Source organism: Paenibacillus sp. FSL H3-0469, assembly GCF_038051945.1.
Lineage (GTDB): Bacteria > Bacillota > Bacilli > Paenibacillales > Paenibacillaceae > Paenibacillus_AQ.
The window spans coordinates 6,741,296-6,764,871 of sequence record NZ_CP150302.1; the positions used below are offsets into that span (position 1 = coordinate 6,741,296).

The following is a 23,576-nucleotide window of genomic DNA, read 5'->3' on the forward strand; positions in this document are numbered from 1 at the left end:
AGTGCAGCATCCGTTCTGACTGATGATCTGAGATGATGAATTAAATTGATAAGTGCATACAGTATATGCCGTTTTCTGCACCCGGAGCGAATAAGCTCAGCCTCAGTTACTATTCGTCATACCGTGGCAAAAGATTCCTTCAGCGTAGCAACTGTGAGCTGCTGCAGGGAAGGGACGACGAGCGTTGCTTCGCCTAGCGTTTCGGGAGAGCCGATGCCTACGCTGCGCATACCGGCGCGGGAAGCGGCCAGGATACCGGCTGCGGCATCCTCGAAGACGACGCATTGTGCGGGAGCGGTGTCCAGGGCCTTCGCACCCAGCAGGAAGACCTCCGGGTCTGGCTTGGCCGCGCTGGTATGCGTGCCGTCAATGATGGCATCGAAGTATGGGGTCAGGCCGGTATTGTTCAAGATGGTCATCGCGTTCTTACTGGCTGAGCCGAGGGCTACCTTGATGCCGGCTGTCCGGCATTCCTTCAGGAAGTCCAGGGCGCCGGGCAGAATCTCCGAGCTGTCCATCTTGGCGATATACCCGACATAGCGGTTATTCTTCTGCTCCGCCAGTCTGGCTTTGTCATCTTCGCTAAGCGTGATACCGCCGATCTCCAACAGGATATTCAGCGAAGCGGCCCGGCTAACGCCCTTGAGCCGCTCGTTATCCTGCTCCGTGAAGACAAATCCAAGCTCCTCGGCCAGCTCCCTCCAAGCAATATAGTGGTACCGGGCAGTATCCACGAGAACGCCGTCCAGATCGAACAGGCAGGCATTGATTTCAGACATGTTTTGAACCTCCTAAAATGATTAGTGAATAAATAGATGTGGGCAACCCGCCAAATGGGCGGAATTCCTGCAAAAGGTGCAACATTCCTGTGCGAATTAGGTCCACGCTGGCGGAAATCCTGCACAAAGTACAACAATGGGTGAGAATTGCGCGCCAAATGGGCGAGAATCCTGCAAAACATGCAACAATTGTCTGCGAATCATGCCCTGGTGGCGGAAATCCTGCAAAAGGTGCAACATTTCTCTGCACAGGAGGGAGGGCTTTAGAGTAGCCTCGAACATCCCAGAGTGTGTATCAGCCCCGGAGCTACAGGCTCTGTATCAATCCCGGAGCCAGCCCCAGGATCAGCGCTAAGGTCAGCCTAGCTCTATCACCAGCCTCCGTTTCAGCGCCGCCATCAGTCCCGGGCTCTATCACCAGTATCGGTCCCGCCGCTAGCACCAGTATCAGCATCACATTAGCACAGGGGAAACGCCGCTGCCGGCAACACTCTTCTATATCAGCGCAAACGTTTGTACAAAGCTCCAAAAAATAAATGAAGCGAAGGTCTGCTTCATTCATTTTCTTGTACATGCCTTACTGTTGCTTCTACATGTCTTAATTTCCCGGAGCATGCATAGAGGACTCCCGTACGATTAGACGGTGGGGAATGACAAAACGGTTGGTATAACCGTCTTGATTATCCGGCTTCTGAATGTTCTGGATCAGCACCTGCGAGGCTGTATAGCCAAGATGATAAATCCCGATATCAATACTGCTGATAGGAGGACTGGACAGCTCGGAGAGCGGGATATTGTTGAAGCTGACAATTGCCAGATCCTCAGGGACCTTGTACTTCAGCTCGTTCAATCCGCGCAGTACCCCGAATGAGACCATATCATCCACCGCGACAAGCGCTGTCGGACGGTTCGGAAGATTCATGAAGAAGGACATCGCCCTATAGCCGCTGTCCTGCAGGAACTCGCCTTCAACGATCCATTCATCCTTCATTTCCAGCCCCTTACCCTGCATGGCCTTGCGGTAACCCTCCAGCCTGTCGCGTGAAACGATAAGGTTCGGCGGGCCGCTGACGAAGCCGATGCGTTCATGTCCCATAGAGATGAGATGATTCGTCGCATCATAGGCGGCCATGATATTATCATTGTCCACTGACAGAATATCCTCGTAGCGGTCGCTCCGTCCAACCAGGACAAAGGGATAACCGCCCGACTGCAGAAAATCGATCACCGTATCGTCTTTACGGGAATACAGCAGAATAACGCCGTCCACACGGCGTCCCTTGAGCAGACGGGAGACAGCTTCAAGCTCCTCCTTCTCGTTCGCCCCGGAACTGATCAGCACATCATAGCCGGAGCGGCTGGACTGAGTGACGATCCCGCGGATTAATTCCATAAAAAACAAATTGGAGAACAGCTCTTCAGCCGGTTTTGGAAGAATGATGCAGATACTGTTAGTGGTCTTGGATACCAGACTTTTGGCCATCATGTTCGGGGTGTAGCCCATTTCTTCCATAATCACTTTGACCTTACGGGAAGTTTCTAAGCTGATTCTGGGATGGCCTGACAACACCCGGGACACTGTGGAGGGAGAGACCCCCGCTTTCTTGGCAACGTCCTTAATGGTAACTGTCATAGAAACCTCCTAATGGAACCGTTTGCTTTACACAGTAATATTAATCGAAGTGGGGATGATTGTAAATAGTGAAACCTCGCATATGGCGCAATCCCCGCAGCTTATGCGTTCCGGGCATCGTGAAGCGTAGTTGCTTAAGCCATTCTGAGTCTGGAATTAATCCAGGATTTGCGCAAATTCGTGCAATTTTCGGGAGGTATTTGTGCAAAAAGTGTGCAAATAGATTGTGGGATTACTAATCAATCTATTGAAAATAAGTAGTTGACAATTACTTTGCCGGGAGATTAGTATGTTAACGAATTGCAGCAAGCGTTTACAAAGCTGATTTTACAGAGATTTAAGGGAGGATCTCTGGTTGATTCCAGCAATCAATACACTACACTCTTTTTTGCAAACGTTTGCGCATGTTTCGTACTGAATCAGATTAATTTGTAGCGTTTTTAACTTTAAGGAAAAGGAGGTTCATATTCATTTAGTCTGGCCTTAAGCGGCCGTACTTACAGCATTTGTCCGTAAGGAGGGAAGAGTAATTATCCCGGCCCTGCGGGCTTAGGCACCATCAAATTCTTGGGGGGATTAACGGATATGAGATTTGCTGTACGGGCTAAGAAAATGTTTACTGTCCTGATGGTTCTCGCTCTGATCTGCTCCGGCCTCGGCATTGGTCCGGCCAGAGTAAGCGCTGCGGCGGTTAAAGCGGTACTTGTTGGCGATCTGCAGACGAAGTTCGCCGGGCTGGACCCGGCGGAGACGAAGGACTGGAACGAGACCTCAACGGTAACGGAGATGACCTATAAGGGGGCGGGCTTGTACATATTCTCAGGCACACTGCCCAAGGGAACCTATGAATACAAGGTAGCTCTTAACGATAGCTGGTCGGAAAACTACGGCTACAGCAGCTATACGAATCCGAATGGAGAGGATGCCGGGGGCAATATCCGGATTTCGTTAACGGAAGAGACCCGTGTGACTTTTTATTATAATGACCTGACTAAGGCTATTGCGGATTCGACGTATTATTCCCCGGTTGCGCCGGAGCGTCTGCCACGGGTTATAGGCAGTGTGCAGACTGCGCTTGGCGATCCGGCTGAGACCTCTCCGGCGGATGCCGGGACGCTGCTTCATGATGCGGATCTGGACGGAGTGTACGAGCAGACTGCGCTGCTGCCGGCAGGTGACTTTACTTACCAGGTTTATCTGCCGGGCGCGGAACCCTCCGCAGGGACGGCTTACCCGGAACCTGCACAGGAGCTTAAGCTGCCTGCGAAGCTTCCGGTAACGTTCCAGTACCGCGTAGCGGACCATAGTGTCTCCGCTCTGTATACCGCTCCTGCCGGAGAAGGTGAGGTACAGCCGGTTCCGGCGGGCCACCTGCGGGTTCATTACTACCGTGCGGACGGCAATTATGCCGATCTGGGCTTGTGGACCTGGGGAGATGTGGCTTCCCCGTCCGCAGACTGGCCGAAGGGTGCGGTCCCCTTCCCGGCGGGACAGACGGATGCCTACGGCGCATATGTCGATCTGCTAGTCAAAGATGGGGCGAAATCGGTCTCCTTCCTCGTGGTTAACCGCATCAGCGGAGTCAAGGAGATGGAGAACGGCGACAAGACCTTCCTGATCGGCACTCCGCAGACCAATGAGGCCTGGATCAAGGAAGGCTCCAATCTGGCGACGCCTTACGAGCCGGTGTCTCTCCCGGAGAATACGGTGCGGATTCATTATTCGCGTGCGGATAACAATCAGAGCCAGTACGGCCTGTGGCTGTGGGACGATGTAGCCTCGCCTTCCGAAGGATGGCCTAAGGGCGCAACTCCGTTCGCACCGGAGCATAAGGATGCTTACGGTGCTTACGTTGACATCCCGCTCAAGGAGAACGCGAAGACGATTAGCTTCATCGTCATGAAGCCTGTAAGCGGTGACAAGGATGGTCCGGCAGGCAATGAGAATAAAAGCTTTACACTGCTGGACCGCTACAATCAGCTATGGGTGAAGGAGAATGATCCGAACGTCTACACTTCTCCTTTCGGCGAGACGCCGATTGGCCTGTTGTCTGCGGAGGTGCTGTCTGCCGGCAAGCTGGTGCTGGGCTTCACTATGACGGACGGGCTGGACCCTGCTGCGCTGAAGGCCGCTATTACCGTGAAGGATGCGGAAGGGACGGCCATTCCGGTCACAGCGGTGACGATTACGGGCGGAGGCACCCTGGAGGTGGCTACTGGTGCTTTTGACCTGGGCAAGATTCCGCTCCGTGTAACTTACGCCGGGACAACGGTATCCGCTTCCACCGGCTGGAGAATGCTCGATGAGATGTACAATTACACCGGGGATGATCTGGGAGCCACGTACCATCAGGACGATCATTCGGCAACGCTGAAGCTGTGGGCGCCGAAGGCAAGCTCTGTAACTGCCGTGGTATATGATGCAGCGGATGCTGACCGCACGGTTGGCCGTGTGGAGCTGACCCTTGGTGAGAAAGGTGTCTGGTCGGCCCGGCTGAGAGCCGCTGATCTCGCAGGTGCACCCGGTGCCGGGGATGTGAGAGGCTTTTACTACCAGTATGAGGTCACGAATGATGCGGTCACCCGGCAGGTGCTTGATCCCTATGCCAAGTCGATGGCGGTGTTCACCGTGAATACGGCGGGGGAAGCAGGCGCAGGCGGCGATACGGTCGGCAAGGCGGCTATTGTTGATCTCACCACAACAAATCCGCCAGATTTCAAGGCGGCAGATATTGCGGGTTATGAAGAGCGGGAGGATGCGGTAATCTATGAGGCCCATATCCGGGACTTCACCTCTGACCCTGCGATTCAGTCCAGTCTGGGCGGGGAGCGTTGGGGCTCTTATGCCGCTTTTGCCAAAAAGCTGGATTATATCAAGTCCCTTGGGGTGACCCATATTCAGCTGCTGCCGGTCATGGCCTGGTATTACGGGGATGAGACGCGGATGGACGAGCGGGAGCCGGATTACTCGGCTCAGGGCAATGAATACAACTGGGGATATGATCCGCACAGCTATTTCTCCCCGGATGGGGCGTATTCCCAGCATCCGGCTGACCCCGAAGTGCGGATCAGAGAGCTGAAGGGCCTGATAGACGCGGTGCATGAGGCCGGAATGGGCGTTATTCTTGACGTGGTCTATACCCATATGGCCAAGAAGGAATTGCTGAACGATATTGTGCCCGGATATTATGCCTTCCAGGATGCGCACGGTAATTTCATTGGCGGCTTCGGCAACAATCTGGCGACCAGCCACAAGATGGCCGAGAAGCTGATGGTGGATTCCGTGAAGTACTGGTTCGAGGAATATAAAATCGACGGGATGCGCTGGGACATGATGGGCGACGCCACAGCAGACGCCGTCCAGGCGGCTTATGACGCTGCGGCTGCTATCAATCCTAAGGCGCTGTTCATCGGCGAAGGCTGGATTACCTTCGGAGGAGATGCGGGTGAGCCTGATCTCAAAGGAAAAGGCGCAGACCAGAAATGGATGGACAAAACGGACAGCGTCGGCGTGTTCTCCGATGAATTCCGCAACGAGCTGAAATCGGGCTTCGGCTCGGAAGGAGAGCCGCGCTTCATTACCGGCGGTGCGCGTGATCTGAATACGATCCTAAATAATATCAAGGCCCAGCCATCCAATGTTCCGGCGGATGATCCGGGCGATATGGTGCCTTATATCGAGGCGCATGACAATCTGACACTGCATGATGTGATTGCCTTAACGCTCCGTAAGAATCCGCAAATTGCGGAGAATGAGCTGGAAATCCAGAAGCGGATCAGGCTTGGCAATCTGCTGCTGCTGACTTCACAAGGAACAGCCTTTCTTCATGCAGGACAGGAATACGGGCGCACGAAGCAGTGGATGGCGGCAGGCGTTCCCGAGCAGAAATATACTGAGGTCCGGGATGCCGGGGACCAGTCGGTCAGTTATTTCATCCACGATTCCTACGATTCGTCTGATAGCGTGAATAAGTTCGACTGGGCTGCAGCAACGGATGCAGTGAAGCATCCGGTACAGAATGAGACCAGAGCCTATACGGCCGGACTGATCCAGCTCAGGAAATCGACCAATGCCTTCCGGCTTGGCGATATAGGGCTGGTGAATGCCAATGTCAAGCTGATCCAGGCTCCGGAAATGAAGGCGCAGGATCTGGTCATCGGCTACTCCAGCAAGGCTACGGATGGAACAGGCATCTATTATGTCCTCATGAACGGCGATAGCAAGGCGAGAACGCTGACTTTGCCGGAGGATCTGTCCGGGGCAGAAGTGCTTGCCGACAGCGATCAGGCCGGAACACAAGCGATTGCTCCGGCGGAGCAGAGCGGCTTCCGCGTGAACGCTGAAACGATTACGATCGACCCGCTTACCTCGGTGATCCTGCGCAAGGAGGCACCGGCAGCGGTGTTAACCAAGCTGGCAGCCGACAAGTCTGCCTATACACTGCAGGCGGGCGGCACACATCAGGCCAAGGTGACTGCCACCTACGATGACGGAGCCTCAAGCACCGTTACCGCCAAGGCGCAGTATGTATCGGATAAGCCGGAGATTGTCACTGTTACGAGCAAAGGTCTGATCAAGGGATTGAAGGCAGGCTCGGCTACCCTAACGATTACGTATGGCGGCTTGTCCGTTCAAGTCGCGGTTGAAGTCACCGCTCCTCCGGCGGACAGCAAGCGGTATGTGCAGTTCACCTACACTCGTCCTGACAAGGACTACAAGGATTGGAGTGTATGGCTGTGGTATACCGGAGCCACTGACGGCGAGGTTAAGCTGCCGGAGCCTGAAGAAGGTTCCGCAAGCTCCAGCGTGCTAATCGAGGTGGGCAAGGAGGCCACCCGGGTAGGCTTCGTGCTGATCAAAGGCCTGGACTGGGCAGACAATAAACAGGATATAGCGGAGGACCGCTATATTGAGCTGGCGCCGGGCGAGCTTTTCACCAAAGTCTATGTCACCAGCATGGTTCAGGAGCTTAACGTGATGCCGGCTATCCGTGGTCCGCTCCTGCAAGGAGAAGCTGTAACGTTCCTCTACCGGGATGACGAGCTGTTCCGCAGCGGGGATATGTCGGCCATTACGGAAATGAAGGTGAAGGTGAACGGAACCGAATATCCGATGACGTATGATCCGGCCAAGGAGTGGTTCAGCTACCGGCTGGAAGGACTTCAGGAGGGTACTTATAAATATAGCTTCCTGGTTACTAAGGATGGTGTGACCCGCGAGCTGACGGACCCGCACAATACGGTGGACGGCGAATCGGTGATCCGCTACCACAAGCCGGAGGTGCAGATTACAGCAGAAGTCAGCCCGCCTGCGGTGAATTTCAATGAGAACGCTGTGATTACGGTAAAAGCAGCCTCTGCGGAGGAAGTGTCCTACACGGATGCTTATCTCGATCTTACTGAACTGGGCGGACCTGCCAAGGTCAAGCTCGATACCGGGCTGATGCAGCAGACCGTGTCGGTGAAGCAGGATGTAACGGCCGGACTTAAGGAGATTCCCGTGGTCCTGGTGGACCAGTACGGCAATGTGCACCGGCAGACGGCTGAGATAGAAGTTAAGGCCAGAACGTATAGCGGCGCGAAAGCGGATTTTGACTGGGATGAGGCACGGATCTACTTCGCACTGACTGACCGCTTCAAGGACGGCGACCCTGATAACAATGAGAATGTGGACACAACCCATCCTGAAGCGTATCACGGCGGCGATTTCAGAGGGATGATCGATAATCTCGATTACCTGAAGGAGCTGGGCATCAACACACTCTGGATTACACCGGTTGTCGATAATATCGATTTCAACCAAGGGGTAAGCTTCGGCGGCAAGCAGTATGCCTACCACGGGTATTGGGCGAAGGATTTCACCAAGCTTGATGAGCATCTGGGTGATATGGATACCTTCAAGGAGCTGATTGACAAGGCGCATGACCGTGGCATCAAAATCATGGTCGATGTCGTGCTGAATCATACCGGCTACGGGCTGAAGGAGAGCGACGAACAGTCTGGAGTGACGGCAGAGGACAAGGCGCGCTTTGCAGGTATGCTACGTACAGACGGAGTACAGGCAGACAAGGATGTCATCCGGGGCGAACTGAGCGGGCTCCCGGACTTCCGCACCGAAGATCCTGCAGTCCGCGAGAAGCTGATCGCCTGGCAGACCGGTTGGCTGGATAATGCACGTACAGAGCGCGGAGATACGATTGACTATTTCCGGGTAGATACGGTTAAGCATGTGGAGGATACGACCTGGAAAGCGTTCAAAAACGCGCTGACCACGATTGATCCAAGCTTCAAGCTGGTGGGCGAATACTTCGGCGGAACCGCCGATAATGACGGGGGGACGCTGCAGAGCGGCCAGATGGACGGGCTGCTGGACTTCGGCTTCAAGGAGCAGGCGAAGCGGTTCGCCGGCGGGTCCATTACCGCTGTCGATGCCTATCTCCAGGAGCGTGAAGCGAAGATCAGCAACACCCGCATGATGGCGCAGTTCCTGAGCAGCCATGATGAAGACGGCTTCCTGTCCGAATACGTGGACGGGGACAAAGGCAAGCTCAAGGTTGCCGCCGCCCTGCAGATTACAGCCAAAGGCCAGCCAGTTGTCTATTACGGCGAAGAACTGGGCCGCTCAGGCAAGAATGCGGGCAATATGGCTGAGGGAGAGTTCAGCAGGAACCGCGGGGATATGCCGTGGGATCAGCTTGCCGCTGAGCAGGGGCTTCGCGATCACTACAAGAAGCTGTTGAATATCCGTGCGAATTATTCTGAAGTGTATGCCAGAGGAACCCGCAGCTGGCTGGCAGGTAATGATGAGTCCGGGTATTTAGCCTTCAACAAGCAGTATGGCAAAACGAATATTGTGACGGTTATCAACAGCAAGGCGGAAGGTCTGAACGTGGAGATTCCTGTTCCGTATGCCCCTCTGTCAGCAGTGAAGGATGAATATAGCGGCAAGGAGTATACGGTATCTGCTGCCGGGAAGGTTAGCATTGATCTGCCGGGCAGAGATGCTGGCGGTACGGTCATTCTGTCGGCGAAATCCGAGGTGGTGGTGCCGACGCCAACGCCAACGCCAACACCGGCGCCAACAGCAACAGCAACGCCAGCACCGGTGGTAGACTCCGGGAGTACTCCGGTGACAACACCTTCGCCTAGCGCTGCTGCGGTTCCGGGAGATACCCAGGAGATCAGTGAAGCGCAGCTCAGTGCAGCCAAGGACGGCCGATTGGAGCTGCGTCTGGAAGCGGGCAAGACAGCGGTACTGCTCCCGCTCGGGGCAGCCAGTTTACTGGGCAAGAATGAGCTGGTCATACGCTCGGAGGAGATGTCTGTTACGCTCCCGAGTGCAGTACTGGCCGATGCTGGTAACAGGGTTCAAGGAGCGGATGCAGCAGGATCGCGGATTCTGCTGGAGCTTCGTCCGCTGAGTCCGGATGCGGTACAGGAGGAGGTCCGCAGGCTCAGTACAGAGAACAGATTAGCAAGTGCGGAATCTGGAATCTTCGAGCTAAAGCTGCAATTGATCAAGCAGGACGGCACGCGCCTGCCTGTTAGCTTATTCAAGCAGCCTGTAACCTTAACGCTGAAGCTTACAGGCCAGCCGGTGAAGGATTGGACAGGTGTATTTAGTCTGGAGGATGGCGGTGCGCTTCGGTACATGGGGGGAGCAGTCCAGACGGACGGTTCCTACACGGCGGCAGTTACACAATCCGGCAGGTACGCAGTGCTTGAGGTGCATACCTTATTCAAGGATGTACCGGTCACCCACTGGGCTTCTGCTGCAATTACATCGCTTGCTGCGAAGCAAGTCGTTACCGGAGTGAACGCTGAGGCCTTTGAACCGGCCCGGAAGGTGACACGTGCGGAGTTTACGGCACTGCTGATGCGGGCCTTGGGACAGTCCGGTCAAGGGCAGACAACGTTCGAGGATGTCCGTCCGGGTGCGTGGTACGCCTCTTATGTAGAGGCAGCTGCAAGCTTGGGCATCGTCAGTGGACGCAGCCGCAGCTCCTTTGCGCCGGATGCGGCCATAAGCCGTGAGGAGATGGCTGTGATGGCTGTCCGTGCCCTGGAGTTCAAGCAGGGAGAGAAGCTGGCAATGGCTGCGCCACCGGCCGGGTATGCAGATGCTTCCGGCATTCGTGAATGGGCGAAGGCTTATGTCAATGCCGCTACAGCCTTGAAGCTTGTAGAGGGCAGAGAGCAGCGGCAGTTCATTCCGCAGGGGCTGCTGACGCGTGCAGAGAGCGCGCAGGTGATCTATAACCTGCTTCGCCAGTAAGCCTGTATAAGTCGGATTCATAACGAAACAGGGTATTCCGCCAGCCTGACGGCTTCTGCGGAATACCCTGTTTGTGTTGCCGGTAATTGCCGGTGTATGGTGTATTCGGTAGAAATAAACCTCCAGCTGGTTAGCTTTCATCTTCCGCCAAATGCATTTTATCGGCCTGGATTGTGTTTGGAGCATACGTTGACTAACCAATTGCATTTCGTACACTAGAAACCTCCGAATTGGCCGTTAAATCGGACGCTATTGTAGTTCGTACATTTGCCCTCGTTCAAGCGTATACAGCAGATCCAATCCATAAATTTATACCTGACAATACCTTAGGACATCTGGGCCTGAAGTACAGCGAAGCCGTATGCCGGCAGCCGCAGTGACAGCTTGCCTCGTTCGGCGCGGAGCGCTTCGCCGGTCCAGAGATTCTCCCAATTGCGTTCCTGAACATCCAGCCGGAAGGTCTGCACCGTCTCCTCCGTATTGATCAGCACGATGATCAGATCATCGTCCAGACTGCGCTCGTAGGCCAGCTTACTGCCCCCGGCTCCGGCTTCAAGGAAGGTGAAACGTCCGGTACGCAGCGCCGGGTGGCTGCCGCGGATCTCAATCAGCTTACGGTAAAAGTTGAACAAATCGCGGTCCTGCTTCTCCGGGTCCCACTCCATGCATTTCCGGCAATCCGGGTCTCCCCCGCCATCCATTCCGATCTCGTCCCCGTAGTAAATGCAGGGCGTGCCCATGAAGGTGAACTGGAACAGCGCAGCCAGCTTCATGACATTCTTATCACCCTCTGCCACAGTCAGTAGCCGCGCAGTATCATGGCTGTCGAGCAGATTGAAGGCAACCTCGCTGGCCTGGAGCGGGTAACGGGACAGCTGTCTGCCGATCGAATGGGCGAAGCCTTCCGCATCCAGCGTTCCGTAGACGAAGAAGTCAAGCACCGCATCCGTGAACGGGTAGTTCATGACGGCATCGAATTTGTCGCCTTCCAGCCAAGGAGCTGATTCATGCCAGATCTCGCCCAGAATGTAAGCCTCGGGGTTGGCACGCTTCACCACTTTGCGGAAATCACGCCAGAATTCGTGATCCACCTCGTTGGCCACATCCAGACGCCAGCCGTCGATGCCGACCTCCTTAATCCAATACTCTGCGACCTTCAGCAAATATTCCTTCACCTCAGGATGCTCTGTGTTCAGCTTCGGCATCAGCGGCTCGAAGGCGAAGGCATCGTAGGTCGGAATATTGTTCACGACCTGGAGCGGATATTCCCGGATATGGAACCAGTTCTTATACTCCGAATCCTCACCCTTCTCCAGCACATCCACGAACGGGGCGAAGGTACGGCCCGCATGGTTGAAGACCGCGTCCAGCAGCACGCGGATGCCGCGCTCATGACAAGCATCGACCAATCTTTTCAGCGTGTCTACATCACCGAAATGCGGATCGACCTGCATATAGTCCTCCGTGTCATATTTGTGATTGGTGGTGGCAGTGAAGACAGGTGTGAAATAAATGCCCGTAATGCCCAGCTCCGTCAGATGGTCGAGATGATCAATGACGCCCTCCAGATCTCCGCCGAAGAAATTATCCGGCCGGGGGGTTCCGCCCCAAGGCTCCACATTAGCAGGGCTTATGCCGGGATTGCCGTTCGCGAACCGTTCCGGGAAAATCTGATAAAACACCGCATCCTTGACCCAGGCCGGAGGCGTGAAGACATCACCGCGGCTTATGTAGGGGAATTCAAACAGCCGGTTGGGATTCGCGGGACGCTCCTTTTGGAAATCACTCTCTGTCATCCAGATCCGGTCCTGGCCCTGCTGCAGCAGGAAGCCGTATTTCAGCCTGCGGTAGAGCGGCACCGATTCGCATTCCCAGTAATCGAACATCGCATCGGAAGTGAACAGGGTCATCGGAATCAATTCCTTAGTGGTGTCCCAGGCATATTTATCACCCGCCCAGGCGAAAACCTCCGTCAGATCCCCCTTCTTGGCCCGCAGCCGCAGGTGGATGGTGTTGTGATCATAGGCATACGACCAGTTCAGACGGGGACGATGATACACGGCTTCTAATAACATAATAATTCCTCCTAGATTTAGTTTGGCTATATAGATTGAACTTAGATGTTTAAGGTTAAGGGAAAAGTGGCGGAGGGGAATTTTGGAACTGGAGGAGCGGTAGCGCCCGCCTTTGTATTTGGATTTCTACCGCGTAGAGCGGTTTCTAATCAGGAAATCTAAATACAACAGCGGCTGGAAGTCCAAAACTTCTCTGGAGTCACGGCTAATCCCAAAACATAAAAACCAGTTATTCAATTTATATAGATTACGCACCCGATTCTGCACATGGCAAAGAGGCACAACCGCCGGTTAGATTACGCCGAGGTTGTACCCGATAAGGAACAGTGCCTTTAGATTGGTGAAGAATGGGGTGTTTCATGATGGTTTGGATTATAGCACGGAACAAAATGAGGTTCAAGAGGTTTGTACAAACAGTTGCACAAAGAATAAACAACGGGAAACCGATTTCCAAAGTCTGTAAATTGATAATATTTAGCAAATATACAACAAAATCCGTCTAAATACGACAAAAAATGCAGAAATAAATTTTGAAATTGAAGTATAGCGAAGTTATTTAAAGGAATCATGCGATAAAGAGAGTAAAGTTAAAGATATGCATTTTAAATGGCTTAATTTCATTGATTTAACTATGTGCAAACGTTTTTACAACTGCAAGCCTGCTGATGTATTATGAATTCAGGAATGAAGCGCTTTCTAAACCGGGTATAACGTATTCGGAAGAGGCAATGGGAGAAAGCAGAATTTTTTTTGAATTCTCTGAAATCGTTTGCGCAAATTGGGGAGCATCATCGTCAAGTCAAAAGAAGCATCATCGTCAAATCAAGTGATATACACACACAGGAGGGGTTAAAAGGAATGGATCTCAAAAAACTTATGGTTCTCACCGCAGCGTGCTCCATGGCAATCTCAATTACGGCGTGCGGCTCCAACAACAATACCGGGGGAAATGCAGCGGCAACTAATGCGCCTGCGGAAAGTGCGGCAGCTACAGATAATGCAGGGGCTGGCAGCGACAACGCTCCGGCAGCGGGTGAGATCGTCCCTGAAGAAGGCGCTTCCCTAGTGATCTGGGAGAGTAAGGAAGAAAGACAGTTCGCCGAAGAAATCGCGAAGCAGTTCACTGCCAAGTATAACGTACCTATCAAAATCGAAGAGGTTGCCCCGCCGGATCAAGTCGGCAAGCTTACCCAGGATGGTCCTTCCGGTCTGGCTGCGGACGTCATCGTCATTCCTCATGATAATCTCGGCAAGGCGGCCAGCGCGAGCCTGCTGCTTCCAAACGATATTTTTGCAGAACAGACCAAGGCGGAGAATACGGAGGCTTCCATCGTAGGTTCTTCCTATGACGGCGAACTGTACGGCTATCCTAGAGCGGCAGAGACCTATGCGCTGTTCTATAACAAGTCTCTGGTCAAAGAAGCTCCGAAATCCTTCGATGACGTTATTGCCTTCAGCAAAACGTTCACCGATAAAGCCAAAAACCGGTACGGCATTATGTGGGAAGTCGGCAATATGTACTTTAACTATCCGTTCATCGCCACAACCGGCGGCTACCTGTTCGGCAAAGACGGTACCGACAAGGACGACATCGGCCTCAACAATGAAGGTGCGATCAAAGGTCTGACTGAATTTGCGAAGCTGAAGGAAGTCCTGCCTATCAAGAGCGGTGACATCAACCCGGACATTAAGCGCAGTCTGTTCAACAGCGGGGATGTAGCTATGGATATAACAGGACCTTGGGAGCTTGCCGGATATAAAGAAGCGCTGGGCGACAACCTGGGAATTGCTCCGGTTCCTACCATTGACGGCAAAACTGCCATTACCTTCTCCGGGATCAAAATCTTTACCGTCAACGCCTACACGCAATATCCGAATGCGGCTAAGCTCTATGCCCACTTTGCTTCCGGCAAAGATTCGCAGCTGACGCTTAACAAGCTGATCGGTTCCGTACCAACGAACAATGAAGCTTTGAAGGACCCGCAGATTACGGGTGATCCGTTCGTATCCGCTTTTGCCGAACAAGCGAAGAACTCCCAGCCGATGCCTTCGATTCCTGAAATGGGGAACGTATGGAGCCCGGTGAATGCAGCACTTCCGGCCATCTGGGATAACAATACCGATCCGAAGGCAGCCATGGACAAAGCTGTAGAGCAAATTAAGGACTTGAACAACGGGGCTTCAGCCCAATAACTACTAAACTACACAACCATCAGCTTACCGTGGAATTAGAGTTGCCCGCCGCATAGTCTGCGGCGGGCAGTTTCCTTGAATTCCGCACGGAGAGGAGAACGGAAGGGAAATGCAGCGACACAAAGCGAGAGCTGGAATACTGTCGGCCATTTTTATGGGATTGGGACAAATATATAACCGCCAATTCATCAAAGGGCTTATGTTCATAGCTGTAGAAGCTGTGGCACTTATCTATTTCATTAGCAATCTGGGAAGAGCCTTCTGGGGGATCACCACACTCGGGGAATCGCCAAGCCGTCTGGAAAAGGTCAAGGGGATTGCCAAAATGGTTCCCGGGGACCATTCCATCGTCATTCTGATTGAAAGCCTGATTACCCTGCTGTTCTTTGTGTTATTCCTGATTGTCTGGTACATGAATATTAGGGATGCCTATAAAATCGGAGCAGAACGCGAAAACGGCCGTCCATCGCATACATTTAAACAATCCGTACGTTATATTCTGGATTATAAATTCGCCCAGAGCTTCCTGTTGCTCCCGGGACTTGGGATTCTGTTCTTCACCATTATGCCGATCATCTTTATGATCATGCTGGCCTTTACCAACTATGCTGCACCGAACCACATTCCTCCGGCAAAGCTTGTAGACTGGGTTGGATTCGAGACCTTCCGCAATCTGCTGGTGCTGAAATCATGGAGCCATACCTTTTACGGTGTACTTACCTGGACGATTATCTGGGCGGTTCTTTCGACTGTAACTACTTATTTCGGCGGGATGCTGGTTGCCCTGCTGATTAACCAAAAAGGTATCCGCTTCAAGGGCATGTGGAGAATGCTCCTGATCATTCCTTACGCCATTCCGCAGATGATCTCGCTCCTCTTGATGCGCAACCTGTTCAACGGGCAGTTCGGCCCGATCAACCAGTACCTGGGTTACTTCGGACTAGGCGGCCTGCCTTGGCTGACTGATCCGTTCTGGGCTAAAGTGACAGTTATTGTCGTGAACATGTGGGTGGGTATCCCGGTATCCATGCTGCTGATTATGGGAGTGCTGACTACCATTCCGCGCGATATGTATGAGGCGGCTGAGGTGGACGGTGCGACCAATTATCAGAAATTCCGCATCGTCACCCTGCCGATGATTCTGTTCTCTACCGCGCCTACACTGATTATGCAGTTCGCCGGTAACATCAACAACTTCAATGCGATCTTCCTGCTGACGGGAGGGAACCCGGTGAACGGGAACTACCAGTATGCGGGTTCAACGGATCTGCTCGTTACCTGGCTGTATAAGCTGACGCTGGATCAGAACAAGAATAATATGGCGTCTGCAATCGGCATCATCCTGTTCATCATTGTTGCCGGGTTCTCCCTGTACAATTACCGCCGGACCAAATCGTTCCAAGAGGAGGACATGATTCAATGATCATCGGACGCAAGGCAGCGAATTTTATTCGTCTCTTCTTAAGCTATATCGTTCTTGTTGCACTGGCGGTTGCTGCAATCTATCCGGCACTCTGGATTCTGCTTGCATCGTTCCGTCCGGGTAAATCCCTGTACAGCAAGACGCTGATTCCTGAGACATTCACTCTCGCCCACTATAAGGAGCTGTTCACCTCACCGGTCTATATGTTTGGCACCTGGTATGGGAATACGCTTAAGATTGCGGTGTTCTCGATGCTGATCGGGGTCGTGCTGACGCTGTTGACCAGCTATGCCTTATCCCGGTTCCGGTTCAAAAGCCGTAAGACTACCATGTCCACACTGCTGATTCTCGGGATGTTCCCGGGCTTCATGAGCATGATTGCCATCTATCTGCTGCTGAAGGAGTTCAATCTGCTGGATACCCATCTGGCGCTGATTATCGTCTATGCGGCCGGAGCGCCGCTTGGTGGAACGCTGATTGCCAAGGGCTTCCTGGACACGATTCCGCGTTCGCTGGACGAAGCCGCACGGATTGACGGGGCGAGCAACTTCGGGATTTTCACCCGGATTATCCTGCCGTTGTCCCGTCCAATGATCACCTATATAGCGCTGACCCTGTTTGTCGGCCCGTGGGTGGATTTCATCTTCGCCAAGCTGATTCTGCGGACCAAGGAGAACTGGACGGTTGCCGTGGGGATGTGGGATATGGTCAATACGATGCAGAATTCCAACTTCACGCTGTTTGCGGCGGGTGCCGTGCTGATCTCCGTACCGATTATGATTCTGTTCGGCTTCCTGCAGCGCCTGCTGGTTGACGGGCTGACGGCGGGGGCAAGCAAGGGATAGGAAATAGCAATTAGACAATGTATGTACGAATAACGGGTGCGGCCTTGAAGCAGTTCTGAGGGGCTGCACCTTTCTTTTGTGGAGAAATCGTGATCTGGATGATAAGGGGAGAATGTAATGCGGCAGCGGCGATTCATTAATTTCAGCTCGGTTGGCGTCAAGTTATTCGTAATTCTGTTCTGTACTATTGTCCTGTTGTCCTCCGTTCTGGGCTTAACCTCCTATTATGCGGCAAAAGGGATCATTACCGATGAGGTGGCAGCTGCCTCCTCACAGTCCATTGTCCAGGCGGCGGACAAGCTGGATTTCCTGTTCGCTGAATATGAAGCGCTCTCCAGGCAATTCGCTGTAGATCCGGCGCTAAAGGCTGACATGGAGACGGTTAATCTTCCAACCGCCGGTACGGTTGCGCGGGCGGCCGCAGAGGACCGGATACGCCGCAAGCTGGACTCCGTGAGAGGATCGGATGAGCGGCTGCTGGGTGTCCGGCTGGTCGCAAGAAGCATGGTGGACGCCGAATCCTACAAATCGACGGGGATTAGCGGTGTACGAAGTGATGAGGGCATCCTTGCACGGATGAAGGAGATCGATAACGCTAAAGGCAATCCCGTCTGGTTCCCTGTCCGGGCTAAAGGCTTCTTCGATGCGTACAGCCAGTCCGCTATGACGATGGGCCGTCTGCTGCGGAATATTCAGAACCCGGCGGCAGAGTATTACATGCTAATCGAGGTGAAGGGCCAGGCGCTGACGGATGTGCTGTCCAACCTGCATATCGGGCTGAGTGGGGAGATCCGCATCCTCGATTCTTCGGGCCGGGTTGCCTACAGTGCTGACGATGCACTGCTCGGGCAGGCTTCTTACATACATACCGGAGAGTTGAAGGCCGGAGCACAGACCGGAGTGCAGAAGAAGGAGGAGCAGAAGCTGCCTGCGGCGGGGAAGAGTGAGGAGCCGGATCTGACCGGGAAACGGGAGAGTGAGGGACAAGAGCCGGCCGGAGCACGCCAGGGGGATGACGGGAAGCGGTCCTTCACGGCCGGGGATGAGCAAGGGAGTCCGCAGCTTGTAGTCTACCAGCCGCTGAGTACGGCGGACTGGACGCTGATGGGTTACGCTCCGGTGAGTGATTTCACCCGATCGGCCGACCGGCTGCTCTATATTACCTTGCTGGTAGTCTTGGCTGCCGCTCTAATTGGTCTGGTCATCGGCTATGTCCTGGTGCGGCTGATCGGCCGACCGCTCGGCAAGCTGGCCCGGCTGATGGAAGAGGGTGAACGGGGCAATCTGCAGGTACGGACCAGCTTCAAGGGTCAGGATGAGATCGGGCGGCTGGGCTACAGCTTCAACCGGATGATGGAGCAGATCTCCCGGCTGGCCGGGCAGAGCAGCAACTCGGCTGCGGAGGTATTAGCGACCTCAGAGCAGCTCGTTGCCGCTTCCGGTGCGATTAGCGGTCAGGCCAGTGAGGTCGCAACGGCTACCGGCGAAATCGCCGGGGGAGCGGCCAGTCTGGCAGCCGAGGCCGAGAGCAGCAATGCCAAAGTAGAGCTGATGGGCGGCAAGACTAGCGAAGTAGCAGAGAACAATGCAGTTATGGCTGCATCCGCAGAGAAGGTGATGGAGGTCAGTGACCAGGGAGCGGAGCGGATGAAGAAGCTGGTATCGCAGAGCGAGGGTGTGCTGAAGCTGATGGACCTGATTCAAGAGAATTCAGCCATGCTGCGCGACAGCACGGTGCTGATCCGCAGCATCCTCTCCCCGATGATTGCGATGAATAAGCAGACGAATATTCTGGCGCTGAACGCATCGATTGAAGCCGTGCGCGCCGGTGCCGCCGGGAGAGGCTTCATTGTCATTGCCAATGAGATCAGAGGGCTGGCCAATCAATCGAGCGAGTCGATTGCCTCCGTCTCCCGGATTACCGAGGAGATCAGCGGCCATATCGAGAATACGGTCAAGGTTGTGAGTGAGGCTGCGCCGATGTTTGACAGCCAGCTGGCCTCGGTCCGGGAATCCTCGCTCATCTTCGGGAGTGTAAGGGCCGAGATGGAGGTGTTCAGCGGAGTTCTGAACCAATCCTCGGCGGCAGTCTCCGAACTGGCTGAATACCAGCAGCAGCTGGGACAATCCATGGCGAGTGTGATTTCGGTAGTGCAGCAGACCAGCGCCTCTACGGAAGAGGTAGCGTCTATGTCCTCACAGCAATTCACGGTCAGCAGGGAGCTGGTCGCCCTGTCGCACAGGCTGGAGGAGCTGGCGGAGCAGCTGAAGCAGTCGATGATTTCTTTTCAGGGCTAAAGGGACAAAAGGATAAGGGGAGCGGGTGAGGAAGCATATTGCGGGGGCCTGCGCTTTTCTATAAGATGGATGAGGTTAGATGCAGGATATCCTGAATACTGAAGGTGATGTCATGGACAAGCATTTATTTCTGAACGGGGGCGGTCCGCCGTTTACCCGTGGACTGGCACGGAGGTTCGTAAGCACGATGACAGCAGCCGCAGAGCCTGTCGCTGTGTTATTTGAAGAAGGGGAAGACTGGCCGGACTATATGGCTGCTTGCATGCAGCCGCTGGCTGACGCGGGGATAGCCGAATTCTGTTATCTGCCGCTGAAATCGACTCAGGTGAGTACTGCTATAGAGAGTCTCAGGACCTGCGGCGGGATCGTCATCGGGGGCGGGGATACGGATCTGTATGCCGACCTCATTGTGGATACCCCTATCGGCGAGGAGATCCGGCAGCGTTATGAGTCCGGAATACCGGTTGCGGGATTCTCCGCAGGAGCCTTGATTAGCCCGGAGCGCTGCGTAATTTCCGCCAAGGATAATGAGAGCAGACAATTCAAACACCGCAAGGGACTCAATCTGATTCCGGAGCTGCTGCTATCCGTTCATTTCACCCAGTGGGATGAGGAGGAGCATTTACGGACAGCGGTCCGTACCCTCGGCGAGCTGCCGAATTACGGCATTGACGAAGAGACCGGCATCTACCTGCTGAATGGACAGCCCGAAGAGATAGAGGGCGGCGGGATGTATAGTCTGGTGAATGGAATATTGACAAGAATCCACTGAGGATGATGAACGGGAGCAGAGGGCGCGGGCCTTCTGCTCTTTTTTTTGCGCCGGGAAGCCTGGGTATGTAGGGCGTAAGCAGGCTAGGAAGCGGTGGGCGGAATGTAATCGGAAAACCGATCACAATCGGTTGGCGAGAGGTGCCTGGGCGGAATGTAATCGGAAAACCGATCACAATCGGTTGGCGAGAGGTGCGTGGGCGGAATGTAATCGAAAAACCGATCACAATTGGCTGGCGAGGGGTACGTGGACGGAATGTAATCGGAAAACCGATCACAATTGGCTGGCGAGAGGTGCGTGGGCGGAATGTAATCGGAAAACCGATCACAATCAGCTGGCGAGAGGTGCGTGGGCCGGAGCGTAGACTTGTGGATGGTAGAGGGGGTCACCCCGCTGCTTGTCCTGCCTTCGCTCAAGCGATACACTTGTGCTATCGATACTGGGAGAGGGGAGGCGGGCGGCGTGGCGGAGATGAACGGAAGTCTTTTTGCGCAGGGATTGCTGGAGCGGGATTACAGTCCGCACTTTCTGGCTTACTATTACAAGCAATGGAGCAATTACACGATGGCTTACCATCATCACAATTCTACGGAGATCATGTATCTTATCTCTGGCAGCTGTGTGGTGGAGGTACGGGATGAAACGGGCGGCGATACACCCTTCCGGCTGAAGCGGGGAGAGATGATTCTGCTGGATGCGGAGGTGCCGCACCGGCTGATCGTGGAGGAGGGCTCCTCGTGCCGGATGTTGAATGTGGAATTTGCTTTTACCGAATACGGGGGCGTAGTTCCTTCCATCGGCAGCTTGGCCCGGGAGGAGGAGGTGCTGGCAGAGCTGCTGCGGCATCCGTTCGACAGTCTGGTGTTGTCAGATCAGGAGGAGGTGTTCCATGTGCTAAAAGCGCTGGTGCTGGAGCTGGATCAACGCGGGCGGAAGGGGAGCAGCATGGTGCATCTGCTTTTCGCGGAGCTGCTGCTGCGTCTGGCACGGCTGCGCATGGAGTCGCTCCCGTCCAGCCAGCAGCCTTCACAGCTCTACGTGCGGCGGGCCATCGAGTTCCTGCACCAGAATTATGACCGGAGCATCCAGGTTAAGGAAGTCGCGCTCTCTGTGAATGTTCACCCGGGCTATCTGCACCGTATCTTCCGGACGCATACTGGGCAGACCCTGACGGACTACCTGAACCAGTTGCGTATGGAGAAGGCGAGGATGCTGCTGGGACAGGGCGAGATTCCGGTAGCAGAGATTGCCGACTATGTGGGGATCAGCAGCAGGCAGTATTTTCATCTGCTATTCAAGAAGTATTCAGGCTGCACTCCTATCGAATACCGCAACTCTATCGAACGCCATTATTGGAGTGAAGAATAGCTGCGTGTCCATTCCGGGCTTGTTATTCTGCACGTAAGGTTAGGATTGTTGACAGGTTATCTGCAAAATGGTCATGATATTGGTTACGCTTCCGGCAGCCTCCTTGCTACAATGAACAGGAGTCAATAATTCATTGCCGGAGGATGATTATTATGTCTTTTAAAGTAACCTTTATCGGGGCAGGCAGTATCGGTTTCACCCGCGGACTGCTGCGCGACCTGCTGACTGTGCCGGAATTTCGTAATATTGAAGTTTCCTTCATGGATATAAACAGCCATAACCTGGATATGGTCACCGAGCTGTGCCAGCGGGATATTAAGGAGAATGGTCTGGATATCACCATCTCTGCCACCACGGACCGCAGGGAAGCGCTCAAGGGGGCAAAGTACGTATTTTGTACTATTCGTGTGGGGGGCCTGGAGGCCTTCGCCACCGATGTGGATATTCCGCTGAAGTATGGCGTGGATCAGTGTGTAGGAGATACGCTCTGCGCAGGCGGGATTATGTACGGGCAGCGCGGGATTGCGGAGATGCTGGAGATCTGCCGTGATATCCGTGAGACAGCTGCGCCGGATGTGCTGCTGCTGAACTACTCGAATCCGATGGCGATGCTGACCTGGGCTTGCAATAAATACGGCGGTGTGCGGACGATCGGGCTCTGCCATGGTGTACAGCATGGACATCAGCAGATTGCTCAGGTGTATGGCCTGGAGAAGTCGCAGGTGGATATTATCTGTGCCGGGATCAATCACCAGACCTGGTACATCTCTGCGAAGCATGAAGGCAAGGATCTGACAGCGGGCTTGCTGGAGGCGTTTGAGAAGCATCCGGATTACAGCCGCACGGAGAAGGTGCGGATTGATATGCTTCGCCGCTTCGGCTATTACAGCACAGAGTCGAACGGCCATTTAAGCGAATACGTTCCGTGGTACCGCAAGCGCCCCGAGGAGATCATGGACTGGATCGATATGGGGGTATGGATTAACGGCGAGACGGGCGGCTACCTGCGGATCTGTACCGAAGGCCGCAACTGGTTCGAGACAGACTTTCCGAACTGGATGAAGGACCCGGCGATGGAGTATATCCCGGAGAAGCGCGGCGAGGAGCATGGCTCGTTCATTATTGAAGGACTGGAGACCGGACGCGTCTACCGGGGACATTTTAACGTGGTGAATAACGGTGTCATCTCCAATCTGCCGGCTGATGCTATTATTGAAGCGCCGGGCTACGTGGACCGCAACGGCATTTCGATGCCGCTGGTCGGCGACCTGCCGCTGGGCCTTGCGGCAGTCTGTAACGTCAGCATCTCCGTGCAGCGACTGGCGGTGGAAGCGGCTGTGCATGGTGACGACAAGCTGCTGCGCCAGGCGTTCATGATGGACCCGCTGGTCGGTGCCGTCTGCAATCCGAAGGAGATCTGGCAGATGGTTGACGAGATGCTGGTGGCCGGAGAACAGTGGCTGCCGCAGTACAGCGCAGCCATTGCGGAAGCTAAGGAGCGCCTCGCTTCCGGTGATCTGATCCCGACGAAGGCGGACAACGAAGGCGCTGCCCGGCTGAAGGTGAAGACGGTGGACGAAATGATGCAGGACCGCGAGGCCGCGAACAAGAACGCCGGGGAATCCGATAAGGGCAAGGACCGCGAGAAGGTGCAGTAAGCGGAGCGGGTGGAGTAGGCATAAGCCTGGGCGAAGCGAATGTTAATTGGAATAAGGGCTGTCCCAAAGTCATGAAATGACTGCTTGGGATAGCCCTTTATTTTGGTAGAGGTGTGGGTAAGCGCGCAGGGACCGGGTGTATGTGTATGCGAAAAACCGAACACAATTTACTCAGGGTAGGCGCTTGGGCCAGATGTATGCGATAAACTGCTCTGCTTGCCGCAATGGGGGAATAGGTGGATTTTGGGCACTTGTTAT

The 23,576-nt window shown here is 54.3% G+C and carries 11 protein-coding genes; 8 read left to right on the forward strand and 3 right to left on the reverse strand.

Annotated elements, in window-relative coordinates; all coding sequences use genetic code 11:
• Window positions 1-116 precede the first annotated feature (116 nt).
• Complete coding sequence (gene pgmB / locus NSS83_RS29330) at window positions 117-779, reverse strand: beta-phosphoglucomutase (protein WP_341347032.1); 663 nt, start codon at window positions 777-779, stop codon at window positions 117-119.
• A gap of 598 nt (window positions 780-1,377) precedes the next feature.
• A complete protein-coding gene (locus tag NSS83_RS29335; protein WP_341187852.1) occupies window positions 1,378-2,412 on the reverse strand; it encodes a LacI family DNA-binding transcriptional regulator in 1,035 nt (344 codons plus the stop codon).
• Window positions 2,413-2,997: 585 nt separating this feature from the next.
• Here NSS83_RS29335 and NSS83_RS29340 point away from each other — a divergent pair.
• On the forward strand, window positions 2,998-10,686 hold the full coding sequence (locus NSS83_RS29340) for a pullulanase (protein ID WP_341347033.1): 7,689 nt from the start codon (window positions 2,998-3,000) through the stop codon (window positions 10,684-10,686).
• A 326-nt stretch (window positions 10,687-11,012) separates the two neighbouring features.
• Here the strand turns inward: NSS83_RS29340 and NSS83_RS29345 are convergent, their stop codons facing one another.
• Window positions 11,013-12,761 carry an alpha-glycosidase gene (locus NSS83_RS29345; protein WP_341187854.1) on the reverse strand — a complete coding sequence of 583 codons (1,749 nt, stop codon included), beginning with the start codon at window positions 12,759-12,761 and terminating at the stop codon, window positions 11,013-11,015.
• Between the two features lie 858 nt (window positions 12,762-13,619).
• Between NSS83_RS29345 and NSS83_RS29350 the strand changes: the two genes are divergently transcribed.
• From NSS83_RS29350 to NSS83_RS29380, 7 genes are all read left to right on the forward strand, one after another.
• Complete coding sequence (locus tag NSS83_RS29350; protein ID WP_341187855.1) at window positions 13,620-14,954, forward strand: extracellular solute-binding protein; 1,335 nt, start codon at window positions 13,620-13,622, stop codon at window positions 14,952-14,954.
• 109 nt (window positions 14,955-15,063) lie between these two features.
• Window positions 15,064-16,377 carry an ABC transporter permease subunit gene (locus NSS83_RS29355; protein ID WP_341187856.1) on the forward strand — a complete coding sequence of 438 codons (1,314 nt, stop codon included), beginning with the start codon at window positions 15,064-15,066 and terminating at the stop codon, window positions 16,375-16,377.
• Window positions 16,374-17,222: a sugar ABC transporter permease gene (locus NSS83_RS29360; protein ID WP_341347034.1), complete on the forward strand. Its 849-nt coding sequence runs from the start codon at window positions 16,374-16,376 to the stop codon at window positions 17,220-17,222. Before NSS83_RS29355 ends, NSS83_RS29360 begins: the two co-directional genes overlap by 4 nt.
• Window positions 17,223-17,339: 117 nt before the next feature.
• Window positions 17,340-19,520: a methyl-accepting chemotaxis protein gene (locus tag NSS83_RS29365; protein WP_341347035.1), complete on the forward strand. Its 2,181-nt coding sequence runs from the start codon at window positions 17,340-17,342 to the stop codon at window positions 19,518-19,520.
• A 112-nt stretch (window positions 19,521-19,632) separates the two neighbouring features.
• Entirely contained in the window at window positions 19,633-20,292 is a 660-nt protein-coding gene (locus tag NSS83_RS29370; RefSeq protein WP_341347036.1) for a Type 1 glutamine amidotransferase-like domain-containing protein, read from the forward strand.
• Window positions 20,293-20,763: 471 nt separating this feature from the next.
• On the forward strand, window positions 20,764-21,660 hold the full coding sequence (locus NSS83_RS29375; protein ID WP_341348780.1) for an AraC family transcriptional regulator: 897 nt from the start codon (window positions 20,764-20,766) through the stop codon (window positions 21,658-21,660).
• A 152-nt stretch (window positions 21,661-21,812) separates the two neighbouring features.
• A complete protein-coding gene (locus NSS83_RS29380; protein WP_341347037.1) occupies window positions 21,813-23,318 on the forward strand; it encodes an alpha-glucosidase/alpha-galactosidase in 1,506 nt (501 codons plus the stop codon).
• Window positions 23,319-23,576: the final 258 nt, after the last annotated feature.